The sequence below is a fragment of the Myroides sp. ZB35 genome (assembly GCF_001865835.1).
GTDB classification, from domain to species: domain Bacteria; phylum Bacteroidota; class Bacteroidia; order Flavobacteriales; family Flavobacteriaceae; genus Flavobacterium; species Flavobacterium odoratimimum.
On the sequence record NZ_CP017769.1, the window covers coordinates 1,680,479 to 1,702,846 of the forward strand.

Here is a 22,368-nt window from a genome sequence, read left to right on the forward strand (position 1 = left end):
TATGTATCGGTTAGAAATACAAAAGCTGTTATTGGCTATTGATGAAAACCTAGATGATCAAGAACTGTGTTTAAGTTTCATTCGTCAAGGTATTCAGATTGCAGATAAGCACAATGATTTAGACTGGGGCGTAGAGTTGCGTTATAGTTTAATACACGAAGAACGCGCTACTTCTGGATGTACAGAAAGTGTATTGGCTTTTGCTTGGATTCTAGATGTCTGTGATCGATACCCTGAGCGTTTTCACGAGTCAGAGTTCTTGTTAGAATATGAGTGGATGTTGTGCTCTGCATATAGTAATGCTTCACTGTCTACAGAACAGATTCTAGCAGTAGCGGATGATCTGTATGCAAGATTAGAGCGCAACCATATCAGCAAAAGAGGATATTACTTCACTATGGCGGAGTATGTGCAGAATATAGGTGATTATGCGAAAGGCGAAGAATACATTAAACTAGCGATGCAAGAACCTTATGACGATGAGAATATAGAGATAATGGAGTATGATTATCGCATAGAGAATTTGGTTTTAATGGGAAGGTTTGATGAGGCTATTGTGCTAATGGAGCAGGTGGAGTTAAAAAAGTTAAGTGATTTTGCTTTGCCTTTTGAGACCTATTGTGCGATGGCTTATTGTATGGCGAAGGTTGAGGATGTAAGAGCGTCTATTTATTTAGAAAAAGCAAAGGCTTCTTTTGAAACATTAAGGGAAGTAAACAGTTCTATGCTATACAGTATGACACGTCTGATGTATGCTATGTATTTACTAAAAGATAGTGTGATGTGGTCTACTTTTGAGCGTATTGCTGATTGGGAGATAGATGCAGAAGATGACTTGCAGTTTATGTTGAGTAGACATGCAGCTTTAATATGTGCTCAAGGAGGCGTGATAGCGTTAGACCTTTCCCCAAGGTTGTCATATTATGAGCCTAACGGCAAGTATGATTTGACACAGTTATACGAGTATTATGACAATATAGCGACTAGATTAGGACTACAGTTTGACTCGCGCAATGGCTCAGATTTTTGTTCTAAGGAGTACAAAGAGTTAAAAATGATGAATGGAATAAAAGTATAATTATGAATTATAATTTAGAAATACAGAAGATCTTATTAAAGGTAGAAGAGTTACCTAGTTTTAGTGATAAAGTAAAGGCATTAAAAGAGGCTATTGCCCTTGCAGATAAGCACAATGATTTAGACTGGGGGTTTGATTTAAGATTGACTTTAATTCAAAAAGAGAGAAATACCTCTAAGTGTGAGGAGAGTTTTCCTGCTTTTGCCTGGATACTTAATGCAAGTGATTCTAACGAAGATTATTTTGACGAGTCAGAGTTCTTATGGGAGTATAAGTGGATGTTTTGTTCTGCTTACCGCAATGCTTCTATTTCTTTAGAGCAAATTAAAGAAATAGGGGATGACCTAAGAAGACGTCTTACAAAGAACGGATATAGTGATAGAGCATATTATAATGTAATGACTGGATATGCATTGCATCTAAGAGATTATAAGTTAGCACAAGAGTATATTCGCTTGGCAGATGAAGAGATCTTAGACGATATGGCGAACTGTCCTGCTTGTGAGTTAGATACTAAAGTAGAGACTTTATTGGATCTAGGTCATATAGATGAATCATTAGTAAAGGCGCAAGACTTGATCAATAAGAAGTTGACGTGTTATTCAATGCCATTCCAGACTTTCTGTAGTTTCGCTAATAAGTTGTACGATGCGGGTGATGATAGAGCTTCTATCTACTTCGATAAAGCATTAGAAGAATATCACGCACATGATCAATACGATAGTTCTGTAGGATACTCTATGGGAGAGTTAGTGTCGTATATGGCAAAGACAAAGCACCCTGAGATGTGGAGCTTCTTCTCTCGTATCTGTGAGTGGCAGTTAGGAGCAGAAGATATACATATCTATAATTTTGCTAAGGCAATGGCTCCGTTGATGAAAGGGGAAGGAGAAGTGACATTAAGTTTATCTCCACTATTACCTTACTATCAAGAGTCAGGTGTGTATAAGCTATCTGATTTGTATACTTACTTTAAGGATACGGCTTATGATTATGCCAACAGATTTGATCAACGCAATCACAATACTAATTTTATACAAGAAGTAGATAAGGCATTAAACTAAACGTGCTTATTGACTTTAGATATTTACAGCAAGACTTCAGAATATGAGGTCTTGCTTTTTTTATACAAAAAAAGCCACTCTTTTTGAGAGTGGCTGTATCGTTAGAATAGGCTAATCTGTCCGTCTTGTTCAGCTTTGACTATTTTCTTTTCTTTTTTCTTCTCTTTCTTTTCTTTTTGTTCACTAGGTTCAACCTCGATCATTTCTACATCAAATATTTCTATTTGCATAACATCTTGACTATATGGAATGTCCTCTTCTTCAGTAAGCAGGGTATTCATTTCTTGTTCTGGCTGTGACGAGATGATAGGTTCGTGATTGATAAGATCTTGTTCATCTACATTTATACCAGTTTTAGCAATATTAAATAACTCGTTGTATTTAGGGTCACTAAAGGTTACTTGTTCTACTGTATTCTTTTTCTCTGAAGATGGTGAAGGGTCTTCTGTAGTAATTCTCTCCCAATCTAATTTAGGTTGACTTTCTGGTATACTCGTCATGAATAAGTCTTCCTCTGTACTGTAGATCGTTTCTTGAGTAGGGAATGTTTCAGATGTTGTATTAGATTCCTCTGTAGAACCTATTGTTTCTTCTGTCACATCCATTTCTTTCTCTAGATAAGAATTATGATCTAAAGGGAGTTCGTTATCAGGGATTATTTCTTCCTCTACAGAAGGCGTGAATAACTCTTCTAAGGTATTAGGCATAGTAGATACTACTTCATGAGATAATTCCTCGTTAGGCATATTTATTTCTTCTTCATGATCACTAAAAGCATCTGTCATATCAAATAGAATAGGGATCTCTACTTGATTAGGATCTACTGTATGAGCGTCTTCTACACCTTCTAATACTAAGATTCTCTCAGGCTTAGTCTCTGTAACCTCTATTGGGTTATCTTCTACTAAGTCTTCATCTATGATAGTGATATCTTCTTCTTTAGCGAAGATGTCTAGTTTATTATGTAGCTCTGAGATAAGTCTTTTTATCTTTTTGATATGTAGGTTATCATTGAATAATTCTTTTTCGTGAACAGCCTCTAAAAGCTTATACATAGAATACGCTTCATGGTATTTCAATACTAATGAATGCTTTTTATTATGATCAAGAATAGAAACTTGTTTCTGTATGGTCTTTGCTTTATCTTCTAACTTATTGATTAAATCTTCTTTGATGCTTATTAGTAATGCGTCTGTGACATTCTCTACAATATAGTCATCTGTATGCTTAACCATTTTGATGACTGTAAGCAATACGTCATTATTTAATTTAAGTTGAATTTTTGCAATCATTTTATTCGTGAAAAAGGCTTGTTTATTTACGTTCAAGAAAGTTCACAAAATAATGAAAAATTATTGTAAGTGCTACGTATTTAGGGGAAAATATTATTAATTGGAGTGGGTTAGGAGGATTTATAGACTAGAATAAATAGTTGTTTTTGTAATGAGTTGATTTGTTTAGTTTTATGTTTTTGTAGTGTCCTTTTTTTCTTAGTTTACTTCATAAGATTTTGAAGATAAATGAAGATATATAAAAGTGTTATTCAAAGGATTGCTTTTAACCCTACGTTTATTGGGGAAAAGAAGTCGCATTACGTGGTTTAATGGTTTTTTATCAGTAACTTTAATAAGTGAAACAAGGCAAACACCTTGCCTCATAGAGACAGAAATAATAATATTAAAAATAGTAAGATATGAAGATTGCTTTTTTTTCTACGCAACCTTATGATGTGACATTCTTTGATAAGGAGAATAAACAATTTGGCTTTGAATTAGAATACTTTGAAACAGGTTTGGATGAACAAACAGTGAATGTGATTACAGAAGGTACTGATGTAGTATGTGTATTCGTAAATGATAAAGTAGACGCTGAGGTGATTAGTAATCTAGCTAAAAAGGATGTTAAGTATATTGCTCTTCGTTGCGCAGGGTTTAATAACGTAGATTTGGATGCTGCTCATCAACATAATATACGAGTTTGTCGTGTACCTGCGTATTCTCCAGAAGCAGTAGCAGAGCATACACTAGCTATGCTATTTACTATTAATAGAAAGATTCACAAGGCGTATAATCGCGTTAGAGAACAAAACTTCTCTTTAAATGGATTGTTAGGAACGAATATCTATAAAAAGACAGTCGGAATTATAGGTACGGGTAATATAGGCGCGGTTTTTTGTCGCATGATGAAAGCTTTAGGTACTGAAGTGCTAGCTTATGATATTTATAAAAATGAACAATTAGAAGCTGAAGGGATTCGTTATGTAGAGTTGGAAGAACTATTTACGAAGTCTGATATTATTTCGCTACACTGTCCACTTACACCAGATACGATGCATCTGATTAATGAAGATACGATTAGTAAAATGAAAGATGGAGTAATGCTGATTAATACGAGTAGAGGTAAACTGATCGATACGCACGCTATTATACAAGGGTTAAGAGCAAAGAAAATAGGAGCTTTGGGAATAGATGTATACGAGCAAGAAGAGAAGGTGTTTTTTAGAGACTTATCAGGTACAATATTAGAGGACGAACGTTTACAATTATTGACTTCGTTCCCAAATGTATTAGTAACTGCTCATCAGGCTTTCTTTACAGATGAAGCACTGACTCAGATAGCCTTTATTACATTAGATAACCTAAAACAACTTAAAACGAATAATGAGATAGTAGGTAGAAATGCTGAACTATAACTGATTTATTTTTGAGATTTTATGTAAGACAAGGGGCTGTCTCATTCTATAATGAAACAGCCCCTCTAAGTAATAATTGTTCTAACTAACTCAATTCATTTAATTACTTCTGTTTTTATCTTCGAAATTTGCTTCTTGTATTGCTTTCTTGTTCTTAGAGTTACCGAATGTATAGGATGCACTTATACTGAATCTACGAGAGTTCCAAGAGTTCTTGAAAGACTGTACATTATCCTTGTAATAAGAAGTACCATTGCTCTTACCAGTATTGAAGATGTCCTGCATGGTCATATTAACATTCAGTTTTTTGTCTAATAAAGCTAGCTTAGCCCCAAATGAGAGTGAGCTATATGAGCTGTATCTTGTATTATCTTCCTTATGTGGTATTTGGTGATACCAGTTAAGTAATAGTTTTAAGGTCTTTGCGTTATTTACAGAGAATGTGTTCTGTGAATAGTAATCAAATAAGTTTCCTTTTAGTCCTACTTGTGTTGCTGCTTCATTTCTGTAATATGGAGAAGATATTATGTATTCTAATCCTGAATTTGTTTCCCACCAGGCTGTTATCGCATTGTTATAAGATACATCCACACCATAGTTGTCACTGTTAAGCATATTGTATGTCGAACTCATGAATACACCGTCTATGTATTTATTCATGTAATCAAACTGATCAGTCATATGATAGTAATTAAGATTCACAGATAGTGCCCCATTATATACATAACTTAGTTCGTAGTTGTTTGTATAAGAAGGATTAAGTTCTGGATTACCTTGATGATATGTATAGCTATTAGAATAATACTTAAACGGATTTAAGACATTAGAGTATGGTCTATTAATACGCTTAGAGTAGTTAAAACTAAATGAGTGTGTCTCATTAGGCGTGAATGATACATACGCTGTAGGGAACCACTTACCATAAGACTTCGTGAACTTCTCGTTATTATCTAGTTGATGACCTTTTGCCTCTGTTTGCTCATAGCGCATTCCACCTTTTACACTCCACTTCTCTGTTAGCTGTTTAGTAAAACTTAGGTATGCAGCGTAGTTATCTTCAGTGTAGTTAAATCGATTACTCTTTAGAGGATCTAATGTAGCATTGCCATTCTTGATATTAAAATAAGTTACTTGAGCTTTATTGTCATAAGTAGTATACTTTGCTCCAAACTCTACTTCTGCCCAAGGCAAGTGATAAGTTAAATCCGCATTTAGACTATATACACTATACTTAAGCGTATTAGTATAGGTATTATATCTTCTAAGTACAGAGCTATTATCAAATTCTTTGATATCAAATGATTGGTCTGGTGAATTAGAGAAATAATTAGCACCTATAGCTATTTTACTCCCTAATGTATCTAGTTTCTGATCAAAGAATAGATTAGCTGTATGATAGTTGTTTTTAGTATAAGATCGGTTTACTGAATTAATAATAGAGTCAGTTGCTGTAAAAGGATAACTTTTATAAGTAGAAGCTGTAAATGCTCTAGGATCCCCAGAGAATTTAGTATAATTGTATGAACCACCTATAACAGCATTGTCTGTCAGCTGATAGTTAGTAGTAATACTAGCACCTCTATTTTTATAAGAAGATTCATTTAAAGAGTTATTCCCTAAGTATCTCTTGTCATCTTGATAAGTGTTGTCATTGGTGTTAGAATTGTTACTATTATTGATATTACCTTTAAGCATTACACTCCATTTCTTATTTTGATAGTTTAAGCTACCATTACCACCACCAGAATTATAGTTGTTATATGAATAGTTAGAACTCACTGTTCCATATACTCCCATGCGTTTATTCTTTTTTAAGATGATATTGATGATACCTGCATTACCACTCGCTTCATATTTAGCAGAAGGAGTTGTTATTACTTCTATTTTTTCGATATCATCAGAGCGCAGTGTACGCAGATAATTTGTTAGTGCATCCCCTTGTAGTTCTAGCATTCTATCATCTACCATGATACGGACATTGTTTTTACCACTGATACTGATTTTGTCGTTTTGTACTTTGACCATTGGCGTAGTAGCTAGTGCTTCTAAAGCGTCCATTCCTTGAGAAGCGATACTATTTGCTGTATTGTACACCAGTCTATCTACTTTTCGTTCTACTAATCTTTTTTCAGCATGTAGAACGATCTCATCTAGTTGTTGATCATTTTTTACGGAGATATTTTTTAGATCGACATCACTCTGAACTGCTAATTGTTGTTCACTTACTAATTGACCTAAGTGGAATATCTTAAGTACATAATCTCCTTTGGCAATATCCTCCATACTGAATAGACCTGTTTCGTCAGAGAAACTCTGTTTTACAAAAGTATCATTAGGTCGAAATAGTTGTATCTCCGCATAATCTACAGGGGTATTCGTTTGATCTACCACAGTCCCCTTGATAGAAGACTGTGCTAGTATGAATTGACTACATAGAATAGTTAAAAGTAATGTGAATAAGTTTTTCATCGTTAGTTAGTTGTAGTAGGTTGTATTATATTATTTTCTGTTTCTTTCTTCAGCGTTACCACCTTGGTGATCTCTTACTTTGATCTTACTATTTCCAAATGAGTAACTTACACCTAAATTGAAATAACGTTGGTCGTAGTAGTTATAGTATTTTTGATTTACATTGTTTGTATTGGTAGAAGCTGTCTGCGAACCAGTTTTAAAGATGTCATTAGCATAGATTGATAGGTTTAACTTTTTGTCAAGCATGGCATATTTCATTCCTAAGTTTAATGCATAGACCTCAGTTACTTCCCAGATACCTACTTTTAAACTTGGTTGGTACCAGAAGTCTACTTGAGCAGTCCATGTCTTAGATGAGTTTAGATAAGCTGTATTATTCGATGTGAAGTAATAACCACCTCCATTGTTTATGTCTAATTTTACATCTTTACTAAGCTTAGATTCAGCATAGAATGCATAGAAACCATTTTGAGATTGTAACCAAGGGAACGTATTAAATGTATAACTCACTCCAGCGTTATATCTTGTATAATCTAATATATTATCTCGTAGATAAAGTGTTTTATTAGTTGCTATATCTACTATTGGATACTGAGAGTATTCGTCTTTCGTATTCGAATAAGACATACTAAAGTCTAGTTTACCTTTATAGTTATAATTAAACTCTACTTTGTCTGTAAAGGCTGGTTGTAGTTTAGGGTTTCCTTCAGCTACACTGTACTCCGTGATATACCATTTAAAAGGATTCAACTCCCAGAACGCAGGTCTAGAGATACGTCTGTTGTAGTTGATCGATACTGTATTATCATCATTTACCTTATAAGCTATATAGACAGTAGGAAATAGTTTCGCATAGTTCTTTTTATTCTTGATGTCATATACCACAGATGTTCCAGTAGTCTGCGTTGTTTCCAATCTCAATCCTACTTGAGCAGTCCATTTATCATTAAATTCTTTACTAGCATTAATGTATAAAGCTTGTGTATTTTCTTTGTATTCAAAGTTGTCTTTTTGTTTCAAGTCTTCTATTGGTGTACCAGATGATAGATTAAAGAAGTTTGTTTTGTTATTTGTTACAACAAAACTTGCCTTAGCTCCATAAGATAATTTAGCCCATTTTAAGGGTTGTTCGAAGTCTATCTTAGCGCTGAAGTTTTCTATTTTTTGATTACCCGTAGAGTTTGCTATGAACATATTGTTAACAGAGTTATCAACAGTTGTTGTATTTGTGTTGAAAAGTCTCTCTTTGTTGTTCACATAGTTGAAGTAGTCAACGTCTATTGAATACTTAGTTCCTAGAGTATCAATCTTATGTACTAGATTTATATTAGCAGAGTGAGTGTTATTAACTCCGTCATTTTTAGCGTTAGTTTTGACGTATTTCACAGGGTTATTAACAAGGTTATTAACAGTAATAAGACCACCATCATCAAACTTAGGATCTCCCATTCCTCCATTGTATTGAGCTCCTATTGATGTTTTATCAGTGATCTGATAATCTATCTGGAAGTTACCTGATAAGTAGTCATTATTGTTGTAGCGCGTACTTTTTCCATTCCAAGTTTCAGTTGGATAGTAGACTGTTGAGTTCTCTACAACATTAAACCCTCCCTTGCTGCCAGTAATTCCTGCTTTTAGCGATACTTTATTTTTATTATAACTAAACACATCACTAATTCTGAATAAGTTCTTAGTCGATTGTTTATAACCTGCACTGATTTGGTTATTCCACGCATCAGGAAGAGCTTCTTTTAAGACTATATTGATTAATCCACTATTTCCTTCAGCATCATATTTAGCAGGAGGTGTAGTGATTACTTCTATTTTTTTGATATTGTCAGACGGAATGCTTTTTAGGTATTGTAGTAGTTGTTCACCAGTTAGCTGTACTAGTTTATCATTAATCATTACACGTACATTACTTTTACCTACGATAGAGATATTCTCGTTATCTACTTTAAGACTAGGAGTTAGTTTTAATAAATCTACAGCATCGTTATTCGTAGCGTGTACAGAGTTCTCGATATTAAATACAGTGCGGTCTACTTTGCGCTCGAATACTTTCTTAGTTGACTCTACTACGATCTCGTCTAGTTTAGTATCTTGTTGTATCGTGATAGTTCCTAAATCTAAAGATTGGTTTACTTCTATATTTTTGTCATAGGCTTTTACTCCGAAACTGTGGATTTGGAATGCGTATGTATTATTTTCTATATCGTGTATCTCGAAAGTCCCTTGTTCGTTTGTGAAGGCAGATTGTACTAAGTTACCTTTTGTGTCTAGTAAGTATATTTCTGCAAAGTCCACAGGAGCTTTTTCTGTATTCTGTACAGACCCTTTTAATGTGTTTTGTGCATTTACACTTAATGCAGTTAAGAATAAAGCAGTTGAGATAAATAATGCTTTCATTGAGTTTTATAGTTTACTTGTTTGTAAAGTATAATTCTATTTGTGTGCCAATAAATTAAATATATTGTAAGGTGTTGTTATTTAGTTATTTGAGTTTGTGTTGAAATAAGGTACTGTTCATTATCGAACAGCTTTTTTCTGAAAATGAACATTTTTTGAACACCAAAGGTCAGTAATGTTCAGTAGAAGTAAAAAAAGTTGTACAGTTGTACGAATTGATAGGTCTATAAACAAAGAAAACTGCTTGGGGAAGCAGTTTTCTTAGGCTAGATTATATGATTAATGAATTTCAAATCGAAGTTTTAATCATTTTGAGCTAGACTGGCTTGTTGTTTATGAAAATTTGTTCTACAAAATTAAGTATATTTTTGATATGTTTTACTTTATATGCAGAAAAGTGGTACTTTTGTTACATAGATTAGTGTAAAATTAGTGTTTTACGGGAAGTCAGTCTTTAAAAGTAATGCTATGGATATTGAAAGAATCAAGAGTATAAGAAAGAATTCAGGCTATTCACAAGAGTATGTCGCTGAAAGATTAGGAATTTCGCAAAAGGCATATTCTGATATAGAGAGTGGAAAAACAAAGCTAAAGAATGAGGTGTTGTATGAAATCGCTAAGATTTTAGAAATATCTCCAGCAGCTATTTGTCCTATTTCTTGTGAATGTATCTCTAATATAGAGAATAAGCATAATGAGCTTTTAGCTTATTTAGATGCGAAAGGGATAGAATACCCAGCTAAGTATATCTAAGAAATAGATGAACAAACTTTCATTAAGAAGAGAGTTTATACCGAAATAAGAGATATAAAAAAAGTCCTTCGAATATGGTGTTATTCGAAGGACTTTTTATGTATTTACAAAGGTGATTATATTGACCAACGCAATAAGCTAGCTCCCCATGAGAACCCTGCTCCAAATGCTGTTAGAAGCACTAAGTCTCCTTTTTTAATCTTATCTGTATTTTCCCAAATACACAATGGGATAGTTGCCGCAATAGTATTACCGTAGTTAGCGATATTGACTAATGTCTTCTCTTCTTGTATTTCTATTTGCTTCCCTACAGCATCGATGATTCTTTTGTTTGCCTGATGAGGTACCAGCCAGTTGACATCTTCTACTGTAAGGTTGTTTCTTTCTAGAACATTTAGACAAGCATCACTCATAGACTGTATAGCCTGTTTGAAGACTACTTTACCATCTTGTTTGATATATTTTTTGTCATCATCCTCTTCTAGATCAGTATTAGGATATAATGAACCACCACCCTCTATATTTAAGAATGCTTTTCCTTGGCCATTACTCTGCATTAGTGCATCCATAACACCTATCTCTGTAGAAGGCTCTAACCATACTGCACCTGCACCATCACCGAATAGTATATTCGTAGAGCGATCATGAATATTGACGTACGCACTGATCTTATCTGCCCCGATGACTACTACGTTTTTATAACGTTGGCTTTCTACTAGAGAAGCTCCTAGGTCTAATGCATATAAAAATCCCGAACAGGCAGCATTGACATCGAATCCCCATACATTCTCTATCCCTAATTTTTCGCATACAATATTTGCTGTAGCAGGCATAGGCATATCAGGTGTAGACGTAGCTACTATGATAGCGTCTATATCTGTTAGTTTTTTGTTATAGGTAGTGATTAGATTTTCTATGGCTCTTACAGCCATATCAGAAGTAGCTAGTCCTTTCTCAAGTATTCTTCTCTCTTTTATTCCTGTTCTTTTTGTAATCCATTCATCAGACGTGTCTGTTACCTTAGCTAAGTCCTCATTCGTTCTTTTTTGCTCAGGTACATACCCACCGATCGCTGTGATATTTGCGTATATAGTTTTGTGAGTAGTTGTTTTTATCATATTGTTATGCGTCTTTATTTCAAGTGAGTTAAATCTTCTTAACTCTTGCTATCTTTAGATTTTATGCATCAAATATCGTTATTATTACTTGTTTTATAATAGATAATTAAACGGCAATAATTGTCTAAAAGACGTTTTTATACCAAAGGCTTCTAAATAAACTTTATAGATTATTTTTAAAATCAGTAGGAGATACTCCTGCATGCGTTTTAAAAAACTTACTAAACACGGATAAATCTGTAAAGTTCAACTCATTAATGATATCTGTGATAGATGATTTAGGATTTCTAAGGAGTACCTTAGCCTCTAAGATTATGGTTTCAGATATGATTTGTTTTGGCGTTTTTTGGAACACCTCTACTATGATTTTTGTAAGGTGCTTTCTACTGATATACATGGATTCTGCATAGAACTGTACACTTCTCTCTTTCTTGAAATGAGTTGAAACAAGGTAAATGAATTTTTTTGCCAACTCTTCTCTCCTCATCAGTTTAGTATTACTTTTTTGTAATACAGTTTTGCTGTAGAAGTTGCCTAGTTCATACATCAGTATAGAGAAGTGGTGTATGATGAGTTGTTTAGCATAGATATTATCTGTGTTATAAGACAGTTGTGTCAGCCTTTTGATATTGTTTTTAAACTCTCTAAACACCTCTCTAGTCAAGGTGATAATCTTAGGGTATTCAGAAGATAAGAAAGAAACCAAACTATGAGATTTGACGTGAAACCCCGCTTCTAAGAATAGGTCTGGGTCAATGAATACCGTCTTTACAGAGAAGTCTTCTGTTAGTCTTTTGATCTCAAAGAATTGATTAGGTAGCACTACTAGTAAGTCATCCTTTTTAATGATAGTAGGTTCTAGATTAATCGTAATCTCACATCTACCCCCTGTCACTAAGATTAACCCAAAGGTGGTAAACTGATAAGGTTTATCAATAACGAAATACTGCTTGTGCTTAGGGCCTATATCTAGTATAGCTAATCTTTTGTCCGTTAGAACATTCTTATAGCGATGCGTTATATCGCTTAGAGAATAGACTTGTATATATGAAGTATCCACGATGAATCTACAGTTTTAATTATTTTCTAAAATTAGTGATTAGATTGTAGATAGAAGTTAATATAGATTAATAAACGTATGAGAGAGTTTGATTATTATCTATCTATAAAACAGCTATACATAAGTGCTATAAAATCAAAACCTCTGAGAGAATATGATATCTCCCAGAGGTTTCTGCTTGTTGTTATGAATGTTCTATTATTTTTTATCTATATGTTTAGCTGTGAACTCATCGATAAAGCCTTCATTGTAGTCATAGTCAGCAGTCATTAGCTCATTATAATCTACTTTTTCTTTTTTAGAGAATCGGCTTCCTATCTTGTCGAAGATAGAGTAGATGATAGGCACGATGACTAAGGTCAGTAGTAGAGAGGATAGTAGCCCTCCGATGATCACTACTGCTAGCCCGTTATTCATCTCAGCACCTGCACCATTTGCTAATGCGATAGGCACCATCCCGATCACCATCGCGATAGTCGTCATTAAGATTGGGCGTAGACGCGCATGGTTAGCGGCAATTAATGCATCGTGTACACTATCTCCAGCATCTACTCTGTGATTAGCAAAGTCTACTAGTAAGATAGCATTCTTACACACCAGACCGATTAGCATAATGATACCCAGTATCGTGAATATATTCAGTGATATATTTGCTATCGCTAATGCTAATAATGCTCCAATGAATGACAGCGGTACAGAGAAGATTACGATGAATGGCTTAGAGAAACTATCATATAGCGCTACCATTACTAAGTACACTAATATAATAGCAGCTAATAAAGCTACTCCTAGTGTACCAAATCCTTCTTCTTGATCCTCCATCGTTCCAGTCCATAAGTATTTAACACCAGGTTTTATGGTTAACTGTTCGAACTGTGGTACCCACTCTTCTGCTATCGCACCAGGAGCGCGTCCTATCGTTTGAGATTTAATAGTCACAGACGGACTCTTATCTCTACGCTCTAGGATAGAGGGACCAGAACTATACTTAATATCTGCGAACTGAGCTAGCTTTATATCTTGCCCTACATTATTCTTAAAGCTGATCTCTTTTACATCATCTATCGTCGTTCTAGCATATTCCTGAAATCTGATATTGATGTCGTACTCATATTCTCCAGCTCTAAACTTACCATCTGTATTCCCGTTGAACGCTGTTTGCATGGTCATCCCTACTGTGTACATATCTAGACCTAGTGCAGCCATCTTATCACGGTTTACCTGTACATTGATCTCAGGGCTACCCGTTTCCGTAGTCAGCTTTGTCTCCATCGTACCCGGTATTTTATCTAATAGTTCTTTCGCTTGTATGGCGAAGTCCATCGCATCGTCTAAGGTAGATCCTGTTACTGTTAAGGCTAGAGGTGCTTCTTCAGCTCCGATTAGTCCTACGGGTACAGTCTTTACTTTTGCCTCAGCGATGAGTGGTGCTAGCTCATTCTTTAGCTGTGCAGCATATACGAATGAGTTCTCTTTACGCTCTTTCTTATCTGTTAGGATTACGTGTATCTCAGACTTGTATTTAGTAGCTTGTGCTCCACCATATCCTTCAGAAGATTGACCTACGGTAGTGATCATATCTACTATTTCAGGTTTAGTGCTTAAGAAGTCTTCTACCTTTTGAGTCACTTTATTTGTCTGTTGTAACGACGCATCTTTATCTAGTTCTAATTGTACTAAGAATTCTCCTTTATCCGTCTTAGGGAAGAACTCTGCTCCGATATACCCCATCGGTAATAAGGCGATCGATGCAAAGAAGGATATCGCTACGATTACAATAACAATGATTGTATTACGAGTAGAGTTTAACGACCATACTAGTAAATTAGAAATCCCATGTGTGAATGAGTTTAACCCCTTTTCGAATCCATGTATAATCTTACCAAAGAAGGTAGAGGGCTTAATCACTTCTATACGTCCATATCTAGAGAATAACCAAGGTACAATAGTGAATGATACTAATAAGGATAGCATAGTAGCTATAATTACAGTCACACAGAACTGTTTAATGATATTCGGTACTAGACCTGATGACATCGCGATCGGTAAGAATACAACTACGATTACTAAAGTAATAGCAGTAACAGTGAACCCAATCTCTTTAGCTCCATCATACGATGCGCGTACTTTGTTTTTACCCATCTCCATGTGTCGGTGGATATTCTCTATCACTACGATGGCATCATCTACTAGTATACCTACTACTAAGGATAGAGCTAGTAAACTCAGTAAGTTTAGCGTGTACCCCAATAAGTATATCCCAATAAATGTTGCAATCAAAGATAGTGGGATAGCCACCATCACGATGATTGCGTTTCTCAAACTGTGTAAGAAGAACAACATCACGAATGCCACTAAGACTATCGCTAAGAATAAGTCAAACATTACAGCATTCGCTGCCTCTAGAGTGAACTCTGAAGAGTCATTGGCTACTTTGATTTGAACGTTATGGTCACTGTAGTTGCGTTCTACTTCTGTGATAGTCTCATGTGTTAGCTCTGATACAGTCACCGCATTGGCATCAGACTGTTTGATGACTTGCATTAAGATAGTAGATTGCTGATTTAGACGGGCGATCTTTTCGATCTCTTTAATACCGTCCTGTACATCAGCTACATCACCTAAGCGAATATCTATACCCCCCTGAGAAGCGATGACTAGCTTTCTCATTTCCTCTACATCCTTGTATTTCCCTTCTAGGCGGATGATGGTTTGTTTGTCATTCGACTTTACGTTACCTGTAGGGAAGTCTAGGTTAGACCCTAAGATGATCTGCTGTACCATAGGTACGCTCAGACCATAGGCTTCTAGCTTTTTAGGATCTAGTAATACTTGTATCTGTCTTTCTTCACCTCCGATAAGCTCTACCTTAGCGACTCCATTCACACGAGAGAAGATAGGTTGTATCTTTTTGTCTAATAAGTCATATAGCTCTTTCTCTGTTAAGTCACTCGTGATACTTAGTGTAAGGATAGGTAAGTCACTCAGTGAGTACTTCTGTAGAGAAGGAGGATCTACGTCCTTAGGTAAGTCCTTTAGGATAGCGTTGATCTTGCGCTGCGCATCGTTAAGAGATAGATCTACGTCAGCAGTAGAGTTTAAGTATATCATCACGGTAGACAAACTCTCGAATGACATGGCTTCTACTTTCTTTACGTTCTCTAGCGAGGCTACAGCATCTTCTATTTTTTTGGTTACTGTGTTTTCTATCTCAGCAGGTGAAGCTCCTGGATAGACTGTGGCTACTGTAATTACGTTTACTTCAAACTTAGGAATTAATTCGTAACTCAGATTTTTATAACTAAATAAACCACCTAGTAGTAATGTGATGAACATTACGATAATGATACTAGGACGTTTTATTGATATTTCGGCTATTTTCATAAGTCGATCCTTTGATTTTAGAGGATGTTATTTAATGATTGATACAGGCGCACCTTCTGTTAGGTTGATTTGTCCTGATGTGATAACAGTCTCACCTTCTTTAAGACCTTCTAGTACTTCTACGAAGTCTCCGAAGTTGCGACCTGCTATTACTTTCTTAGATACTGCTTTGCCTTGTACGATAGTGTACACCTGATTAGAACTAACACTACCTACGAATGCATTACGTGGTACTAATAGGATAGGAGTACCAGCATCTTTCTCTCCATCGAATAGCGCTGAGCCATACATACCTGCTCTTAATTTGTTTTCTTGGTTGTTAGCAATTAATAAATCTACAGGATAGTTAAGCGCAGCATCTGCTTTAGGAGCGATGAATGTCACTTTACCTTGGAAGGTGTCATTAGGCAATACACTTGCTTTTACCGGGATGATATCTCCTTCTTTTAGATTAGCCACATGGCTCTCATCTACATTCACTCTTAACTTAAGCTGTGCTACATTCACTAGATCAAATAGTGGAGCACCTGGCGCTACGAAAGATCCTAACTCTACGTGTTTCTTATTAATGATACCACTGATAGGAGCCTTAATATTAGCATCACTTGCCGTGATACGAGCAGACTTCAGGTTAGCCTCTGCATTTTTTAGCATAAGACGCACTTGATCCAACTGTTGTTGAGTTACTCCTCCAGTCTTATAAGCACTCTCAAATCGAGTAGCGTCAGCTTTAGCAGTAGCTAAGGCTGCTTCGGCATTCTGTATCTGTACATTGATCTGATCGCTATTTACCAGTGCTAATACTTGACCTTTCTGTACACGAGACCCTTCATCTACTAATAGTTTATGGATACGTCCAGGTGTTTCTGCGGAAATTGTAACTTCTTGTTCTGGCATGAAGTTTCCATTGGCTTTATAGGAAGCATCGAATACCTGCAGTTTAGCTTGTTCTGCTCTCACCGTTACCTCTGCACTGCGCTCAGCCACGATAGCTGTTTCGCGGTCATTCTTAGCTTTATTACTTGATAATATATAGACAAGACCTCCTCCTAAAACGACTAGTACTAAGGCGATAATAATTTTTTTCATGATGATAGTGATGTTAGATTTTTTGTACGATTAATCTAATAATGTCTTTAACTCTCCTTGAGCTTTTATTAATTGGATCTGTGCTAGTTTATAGTCTAGCATAGATGTAGTATAGTTATTCTCTGCCTCCGTATAGGCATTCTCAGCATTGAGTAAGTCTGTTAGTGAAGCCAGACCGTGCTTATAGTTATTCTGAATATTAGACAGTATACTTTTGGCTAAACCTACATTATCTTTCTGAATATCTATGGTGATTAGAGCATTCTCTAGGGACTTCTGCGCATTGCTAAAGTCTAGTGATAGTGCCTCTTTCACATCGTGTATTTGTACATCCACTTTCTTTTGTTCGATTTCTACTTGTCTCACCTTAGAGCGTGTAGCGAACCCACTAAACACAGGTATCTTTAGTTGTAATCCTACTGCTGAGGTATTCATCCAATACACTTTATCTGCTGTAGAACCTCCCCATGGTAGTTTGTCTCCAAGCCCTTGATAAGCGAAGTTTCCGAAGGCTGCTAACGATGGATAATAGTCCGCAACGATAGACTTTCTCTTGTACTCTAGTAGGTCTTTTTGTTTCTCTAATAGGTGTATTTCTGTTCTGTCATCTATTCTATTCTCTGCTAGTATACCACTGTCATCTACTGTGAAAGTCGTGTCTGGCATCGAGATAGGCGTGTTTACATCCATTCCCATAAAGAACTTTAGTGCATTCTCTTGTAAGTCTATCGCATTGACGATCTTCTGTCTAGTAGCTTTGATATTACTAAGGCTCACCTTAGTACGGTCTAAGTCTATCTGTGTAGCCAGTCCATTGCTGTGTAGGTTCTCTATAATATCTTTTATTTTCGTAGTACTCTCTATCGTAGTCTCTATCGTCTTCAGCATAGCTTTCGTCTGATATACCTGATAGTATGTACTCGCTACTTTCTCTATAATTTGCTCATCTGTAAGCTCCTTATTGATAATGTAAAATTCTTTAGCAGTGCGTGCCGCTTTAAGCCCCATGAAGACAGCTTGGTTAAACAGTACTTGTGACGCTGTAGCAGTGATACTAGAGTTCCACTTTAGATTAAAGGGAATCATCTGTGTCTGTCCACCCATCGTTAGAGGCATCTCCTGTATCTTCACATTGTTCAGTAAGTTCGCTTCTATATCTATACGAGGTAGTGCATTCGCTCTGACTTCTTCTATCTGATACTGACTGTTCTCGATATCCAGGCTAGCTTGCTTAGCCTCAGCTTTGTGCTGTAAGGCATAGTGCAGTGCATCTTTAAGACTTAAAGGCTCCTGTGCATTTACAATAAAAGTCGCTAATAGTGTAATAAGCGTTATTTTAAAGCTGTTCATTATCTATTCTTCTGGGTTAATTCTTTGTATATTTTTAATCCTTTATCCGTAGCGATACTGCGTATGTGATACTCTAGGTGTAGTGCATGTATCTCTAGATGACTATAGCCCGAGTCAGGGAAGTAGTCTAGGTCTTCTATCGCCACTAAGGATGCGATGTGAAATCTAGCTACATAGTCTATGTCTATCTCAGAGCGATATACTCCTTCTTTGATCCCTTTTTCAAGGTTCTGTTCTATAAGGCGTACATATTTTTTCTCATGAAATACCTTTTGCTTTTGCGCTAGTTTAGGATAATACTTCGTCAGCTGATAGAAGCAAGCAGAAGAGTCTATTAAGAAGGTCTCATTGATGTCATCATGTGCAGCTAGTATTTCTGGGATAGCTTCTTTACCCTCTTTTAGCGTCTGCTCTATTGTGTTTAGAAACTTAGCATTTATACTCGCTAGTGCTTTTTCTATTAATTCTGGTTTAGAAGCATAGTGTTGGTAGATTGTTTTTTTAGAGATACTTAATTCTGCTGCGATATCATCCATAGTCACTGTTTTAAAACCTTGACTAAGAAACATTTGGGTTGCTTTTTCTAATATTTGGGTTTCCATGTTCTTAATTATTTGTAGGGCAAATATAGTTTGGAAACGTTAATAATAAATTCGTTTCCATGCTAATTAGGGAAACTTTAACGTATGTATTAGTTTTTTAAACTTTGTAAAATATTGTATATGAGTGTGTAATGTTCTTTTCTAGAGAAAACTTTTTGATATAAAAAAGTTTCTAAACAAAGTGAAGAATAGGTTATAACGATCATATTTACGAACAATATTGTCTCGCTTAGAAGATATACTCATCTTTAGAGGTACTGCAATGCTATCTACTACTGAAACCTTTGTTAGTACTGCGTCGCGTTTGATTTTTGGGCACTGTTCGCATAGTTATCGGATACTTATCGCATAGTGGTCACATAATTAAGGCTGTTTTTTATGCGATCACTATGCTATCAAACTACGATTGCGATAGTAACAAGGCATTTGAGATTGGAGTAGGGCGAAAGGAATATTTGTGATAATAGGGACACTAAAATGACCATCGCTATAGGAAGGTAAATAATATAGTAGGAGGTGTTTGGTTGGTTAGTATGAGATGATTCGGGTGTGAGATGAATATAGTTCGGTAAATAACCTTTTACCCCTAGTAAATACTGCATATTACCGAACACTATCCGAAGGGTATGGGAGTTAATATATGTTGTGTTTTGAGTATTAGTGAGTTGTGATTATATGTGCTAGTCATAGTAGGGCAATACATCCATAAGTAGGCATTATCACCATAATAGACTATTATGGAGATTTATAGTTTGCGAGTTAAGTATTTACAACTTGATTAGTTATTTTTTACTGATGAATTTTAGAAATTAGGGTTCGATTAGGGTTAGGGTTGAAACTTGAAAAATAAGCTTAATTAAAAAGACTTAGTTATTAATAACTAAGTCTTTTAGTGTCATGTCAGGTTGTAAATGACAGAGCTCCAAAGTTTAGAATTGCACTTAAATAGATAAGATAGAATAAAAATGATATTGCTTTTTGTTAATTAGGGAGTGATTAATTTGTTTAAATATTAATTAAATATAATAAAGTGTTGTATTTTAGGGTTATATAAATAAATGTAGAGGTGCTACTAAATTATTGAATAGGATATAGATATGTATAGAGTTTTATTAATAAACATGATCTCATTAGTACTGCTGTTTAGTAGCTGTAAGGATGATGAAGAGCAGGTGGTTATTGATACCTCTATAGAGGAGGTGATGATGGAGAGTATTGAGGCTATGGATGAGACTAATTTTGGTTGGGAGTTAATAGAGTTAACTACAGAAGAGAAGAAAGCTAGATTAAGTGCACTCTACGCAGGACAAGAGGTGGAGGTGATTACAGATAGTATATTAGGTGTGATTACTAGATTTAAGAAACAAATGATAGATTTAAATCAAGTACTAGGTGTGCCTGATAGGCGCTATTTTTTTGATAATCCTGAATTGTTACCAGTATTGATTCCTCATAAAATTAATTATGTCGATGGTACTTCTGGTGAGGCGGCAGGAATCTATGTAACTACAAAACGTATTAGTAGTGAAGAACGCCAAAGAGATAATGTACTGACAGATCTAGATAAAGAAAGAATAACCCAACTAGAACTGAAAGTATGGGAAGTGTATGATGAGTCTGTGAATGTATTCGGGTATCTCGTAGAAAGGCCTATACGTTCTATTGTCTATAATGGTACGATAGATATGCTAAAGCACAATACGTATGAGATTAGTGGTAAGGAGCCATTAATAAAGACAGAGATAGGTGAAGTAAAGTTACTGAAAGCAGATGAGAATGAAGTGACGCTAGATTTGCCTTATAACAGCGATTATTATGTGGTAGTCTATGGAATATCTGAAGAGAATAAGGTCATAAGAGATATCTCTAGAACTGGAGAAACTAAAAATATAAAAAAAGGGATACCTCATAAAGGGAGGGATCAGGTGTATATCGCATTTGCTCATCCGATAGAGAAGCTTATGATCAGGGTGTATAAACGAGCTGAGGTTACCTCACTCCCTTTTAGCTTTGAGCATCGTATAGCGCCTGATACGGAAGAAAGGCTGATGACGGATAACTAGGGAATAGTCTATATAGTCGTGGCGTTCTGTACTAAAGTTAGGTATATAGGTGTACTACTGCTAGGAGGAGATAAGAGGATTAAATAGCATAATCAACATATATTAAGAATACAATTGCCATCCTGTATAGTGAAATAAGAAGGAGGTAGACAGAATGATATTTATACGTAAGCATTAGTGATAACCGTTTAAAAAAGGCATATAGATGACTATCTTCGAAAAAAACACGTATTTTTACACAAAATAATTTAAGTAATGCAATCAATAGTTAAGTATAAAGAGCAGATTTCTGAATTTATAGATTCAATTTCTTTATCAGGTACTCCAAAGGAACTTTACGAACCGATATCATATATATTATCATTAGGGGGAAAACAAATTCGACCAGTATTGACTTTAATGGCAGCTGATGTTTTTGGTATTGATCCTAAGAAAGCCATTCACGCAGCTACGGCTATCGAATTATTTCACAACTTCTCTTTAATGCATGATGATATCATGGATGATGCTCCACTGAGAAGAGGGCATCAGACGGTACATGAGAAGTGGAATACCAATACGGCTATCTTGTCAGGGGATGCGATGTTGATATTAGCATATCAGTACTTTGAAAACTATGAGAGCGATACGTTCCGTGATTTAGCGAAACTATTTAGTAAAACGGCTATTGAAGTATGTGAAGGACAGCAATGGGACATCTGTTTCGAGAATAGAAATGATGTGAGTATTCCAGAGTATATTCAGATGATTAAGTTTAAAACTGCAGTACTAGTAGGAGCAGCCTTAAAGATGGGAGCTATCGTAGCACGTAGTAGCCAGAAGAATGCTGAGGATATCTATGACTTTGGTATTAACTTAGGGGTTGCGTTCCAGTTACAAGATGATTATCTTGACGCATTCGGTGATGCAGCTACATTTGGTAAACAAGTGGGAGGTGATATCTTAGAAAACAAAAAGACATTCTTATATCTAAAAGGAGTAATGAATGCAAATGAATCACAACGTGAGGAACTAGTAAACTATTTCTCTAGTACAGAACAGAATGCAGAGGAGAAAGTAACTCGTGTGAAAGAGTTGTTTATAGAGACGGGGTCTGCGAGTGATTCTAAAAACTTAATCGAGGAGTACACGATTAAAGCATTAGCTATCTTAGACCAAATGGATATTGCGGAAGATAAAAAACAGCAATTGAGAACATTTAGTCATGAACTAATGGATAGAAGAGTATAAACAG

15 protein-coding genes are annotated in these 22,368 nt (G+C 35.5%); 6 read left to right on the forward strand and 9 right to left on the reverse strand.

Going from position 1 to position 22,368, the window contains the following annotated elements:
- The first annotated feature begins 1 nt into the window (after position 1).
- Together BK054_RS07685 and BK054_RS07690 are read left to right on the forward strand one after the other, a co-directional pair.
- Positions 2-1,078 (forward strand): hypothetical protein, encoded by a 1,077-nt coding sequence (locus tag BK054_RS07685; RefSeq protein ID WP_058699248.1) that lies wholly within the window; start codon positions 2-4, stop codon positions 1,076-1,078.
- A gap of 2 nt (positions 1,079-1,080) precedes the next feature.
- Positions 1,081-2,142, forward strand: a complete 1,062-nt coding sequence (locus BK054_RS07690; RefSeq protein WP_006257436.1) for a hypothetical protein — start codon at positions 1,081-1,083, stop codon at positions 2,140-2,142.
- A gap of 101 nt (positions 2,143-2,243) precedes the next feature.
- Here the strand turns inward: BK054_RS07690 and BK054_RS07695 are convergent, their stop codons facing one another.
- On the reverse strand, positions 2,244-3,434 hold the full coding sequence (locus BK054_RS07695; protein WP_058700020.1) for a hypothetical protein: 1,191 nt from the start codon (positions 3,432-3,434) through the stop codon (positions 2,244-2,246).
- 401 nt (positions 3,435-3,835) lie between these two features.
- On the opposite strand from BK054_RS07695, the gene BK054_RS07700 reads away from it, so the two are divergent.
- Positions 3,836-4,834, forward strand: coding sequence for a 2-hydroxyacid dehydrogenase (locus BK054_RS07700; protein ID WP_058699249.1), 999 nt, complete (start codon positions 3,836-3,838; stop codon positions 4,832-4,834).
- A 99-nt stretch (positions 4,835-4,933) separates the two neighbouring features.
- Here the strand turns inward: BK054_RS07700 and BK054_RS07705 are convergent, their stop codons facing one another.
- Positions 4,934-7,303, reverse strand: coding sequence for a TonB-dependent receptor domain-containing protein (locus BK054_RS07705; protein WP_058699250.1), 2,370 nt, complete (start codon positions 7,301-7,303; stop codon positions 4,934-4,936).
- Positions 7,304-7,333: 30 nt separating this feature from the next.
- Positions 7,334-9,715, reverse strand: a complete 2,382-nt coding sequence (locus tag BK054_RS07710; RefSeq protein WP_058699251.1) for an outer membrane beta-barrel family protein — start codon at positions 9,713-9,715, stop codon at positions 7,334-7,336.
- Between the two features lie 468 nt (positions 9,716-10,183).
- Here BK054_RS07710 and BK054_RS07715 point away from each other — a divergent pair, with 468 nt between their 5' ends.
- The gene (locus BK054_RS07715; RefSeq protein ID WP_006262765.1) at positions 10,184-10,468 is read left to right on the forward strand and encodes a helix-turn-helix domain-containing protein; all 285 of its coding nucleotides are present in this window, start codon (positions 10,184-10,186) and stop codon (positions 10,466-10,468) included.
- Between the two features lie 116 nt (positions 10,469-10,584).
- Here the strand turns inward: BK054_RS07715 and BK054_RS07720 are convergent, their stop codons facing one another.
- From BK054_RS07720 to BK054_RS07745, 6 genes are all read right to left on the reverse strand, one after another.
- Positions 10,585-11,586: a beta-ketoacyl-ACP synthase III gene (locus BK054_RS07720; RefSeq protein WP_006262766.1), complete on the reverse strand. Its 1,002-nt coding sequence runs from the start codon at positions 11,584-11,586 to the stop codon at positions 10,585-10,587.
- Between the two features lie 163 nt (positions 11,587-11,749).
- A complete protein-coding gene (locus BK054_RS07725; RefSeq protein ID WP_006262767.1) occupies positions 11,750-12,646 on the reverse strand; it encodes a helix-turn-helix domain-containing protein in 897 nt (298 codons plus the stop codon).
- Positions 12,647-12,844: 198 nt separating this feature from the next.
- Positions 12,845-16,030, reverse strand: a complete 3,186-nt coding sequence (locus tag BK054_RS07730; RefSeq protein WP_071307199.1) for an efflux RND transporter permease subunit — start codon at positions 16,028-16,030, stop codon at positions 12,845-12,847.
- A 27-nt stretch (positions 16,031-16,057) separates the two neighbouring features.
- The gene (locus BK054_RS07735; RefSeq protein WP_058699253.1) at positions 16,058-17,119 is read right to left on the reverse strand and encodes an efflux RND transporter periplasmic adaptor subunit; all 1,062 of its coding nucleotides are present in this window, start codon (positions 17,117-17,119) and stop codon (positions 16,058-16,060) included.
- Positions 17,120-17,149: 30 nt separating this feature from the next.
- Complete coding sequence (locus tag BK054_RS07740; RefSeq protein WP_058699254.1) at positions 17,150-18,469, reverse strand: TolC family protein; 1,320 nt, start codon at positions 18,467-18,469, stop codon at positions 17,150-17,152.
- A complete protein-coding gene (locus tag BK054_RS07745; protein ID WP_006257424.1) occupies positions 18,469-19,071 on the reverse strand; it encodes a TetR/AcrR family transcriptional regulator in 603 nt (200 codons plus the stop codon). The genes BK054_RS07740 and BK054_RS07745 overlap by 1 nt, the downstream gene beginning before the upstream one ends.
- Positions 19,072-20,192: 1,121 nt before the next feature.
- Here BK054_RS07745 and BK054_RS07750 point away from each other — a divergent pair.
- Complete coding sequence (locus BK054_RS07750; RefSeq protein WP_058699255.1) at positions 20,193-21,134, forward strand: hypothetical protein; 942 nt, start codon at positions 20,193-20,195, stop codon at positions 21,132-21,134.
- 255 nt (positions 21,135-21,389) lie between these two features.
- Entirely contained in the window at positions 21,390-22,364 is a 975-nt protein-coding gene (locus BK054_RS07755) for a polyprenyl synthetase family protein (protein ID WP_006262773.1), read from the forward strand.
- Positions 22,365-22,368 lie beyond the last annotated feature (4 nt).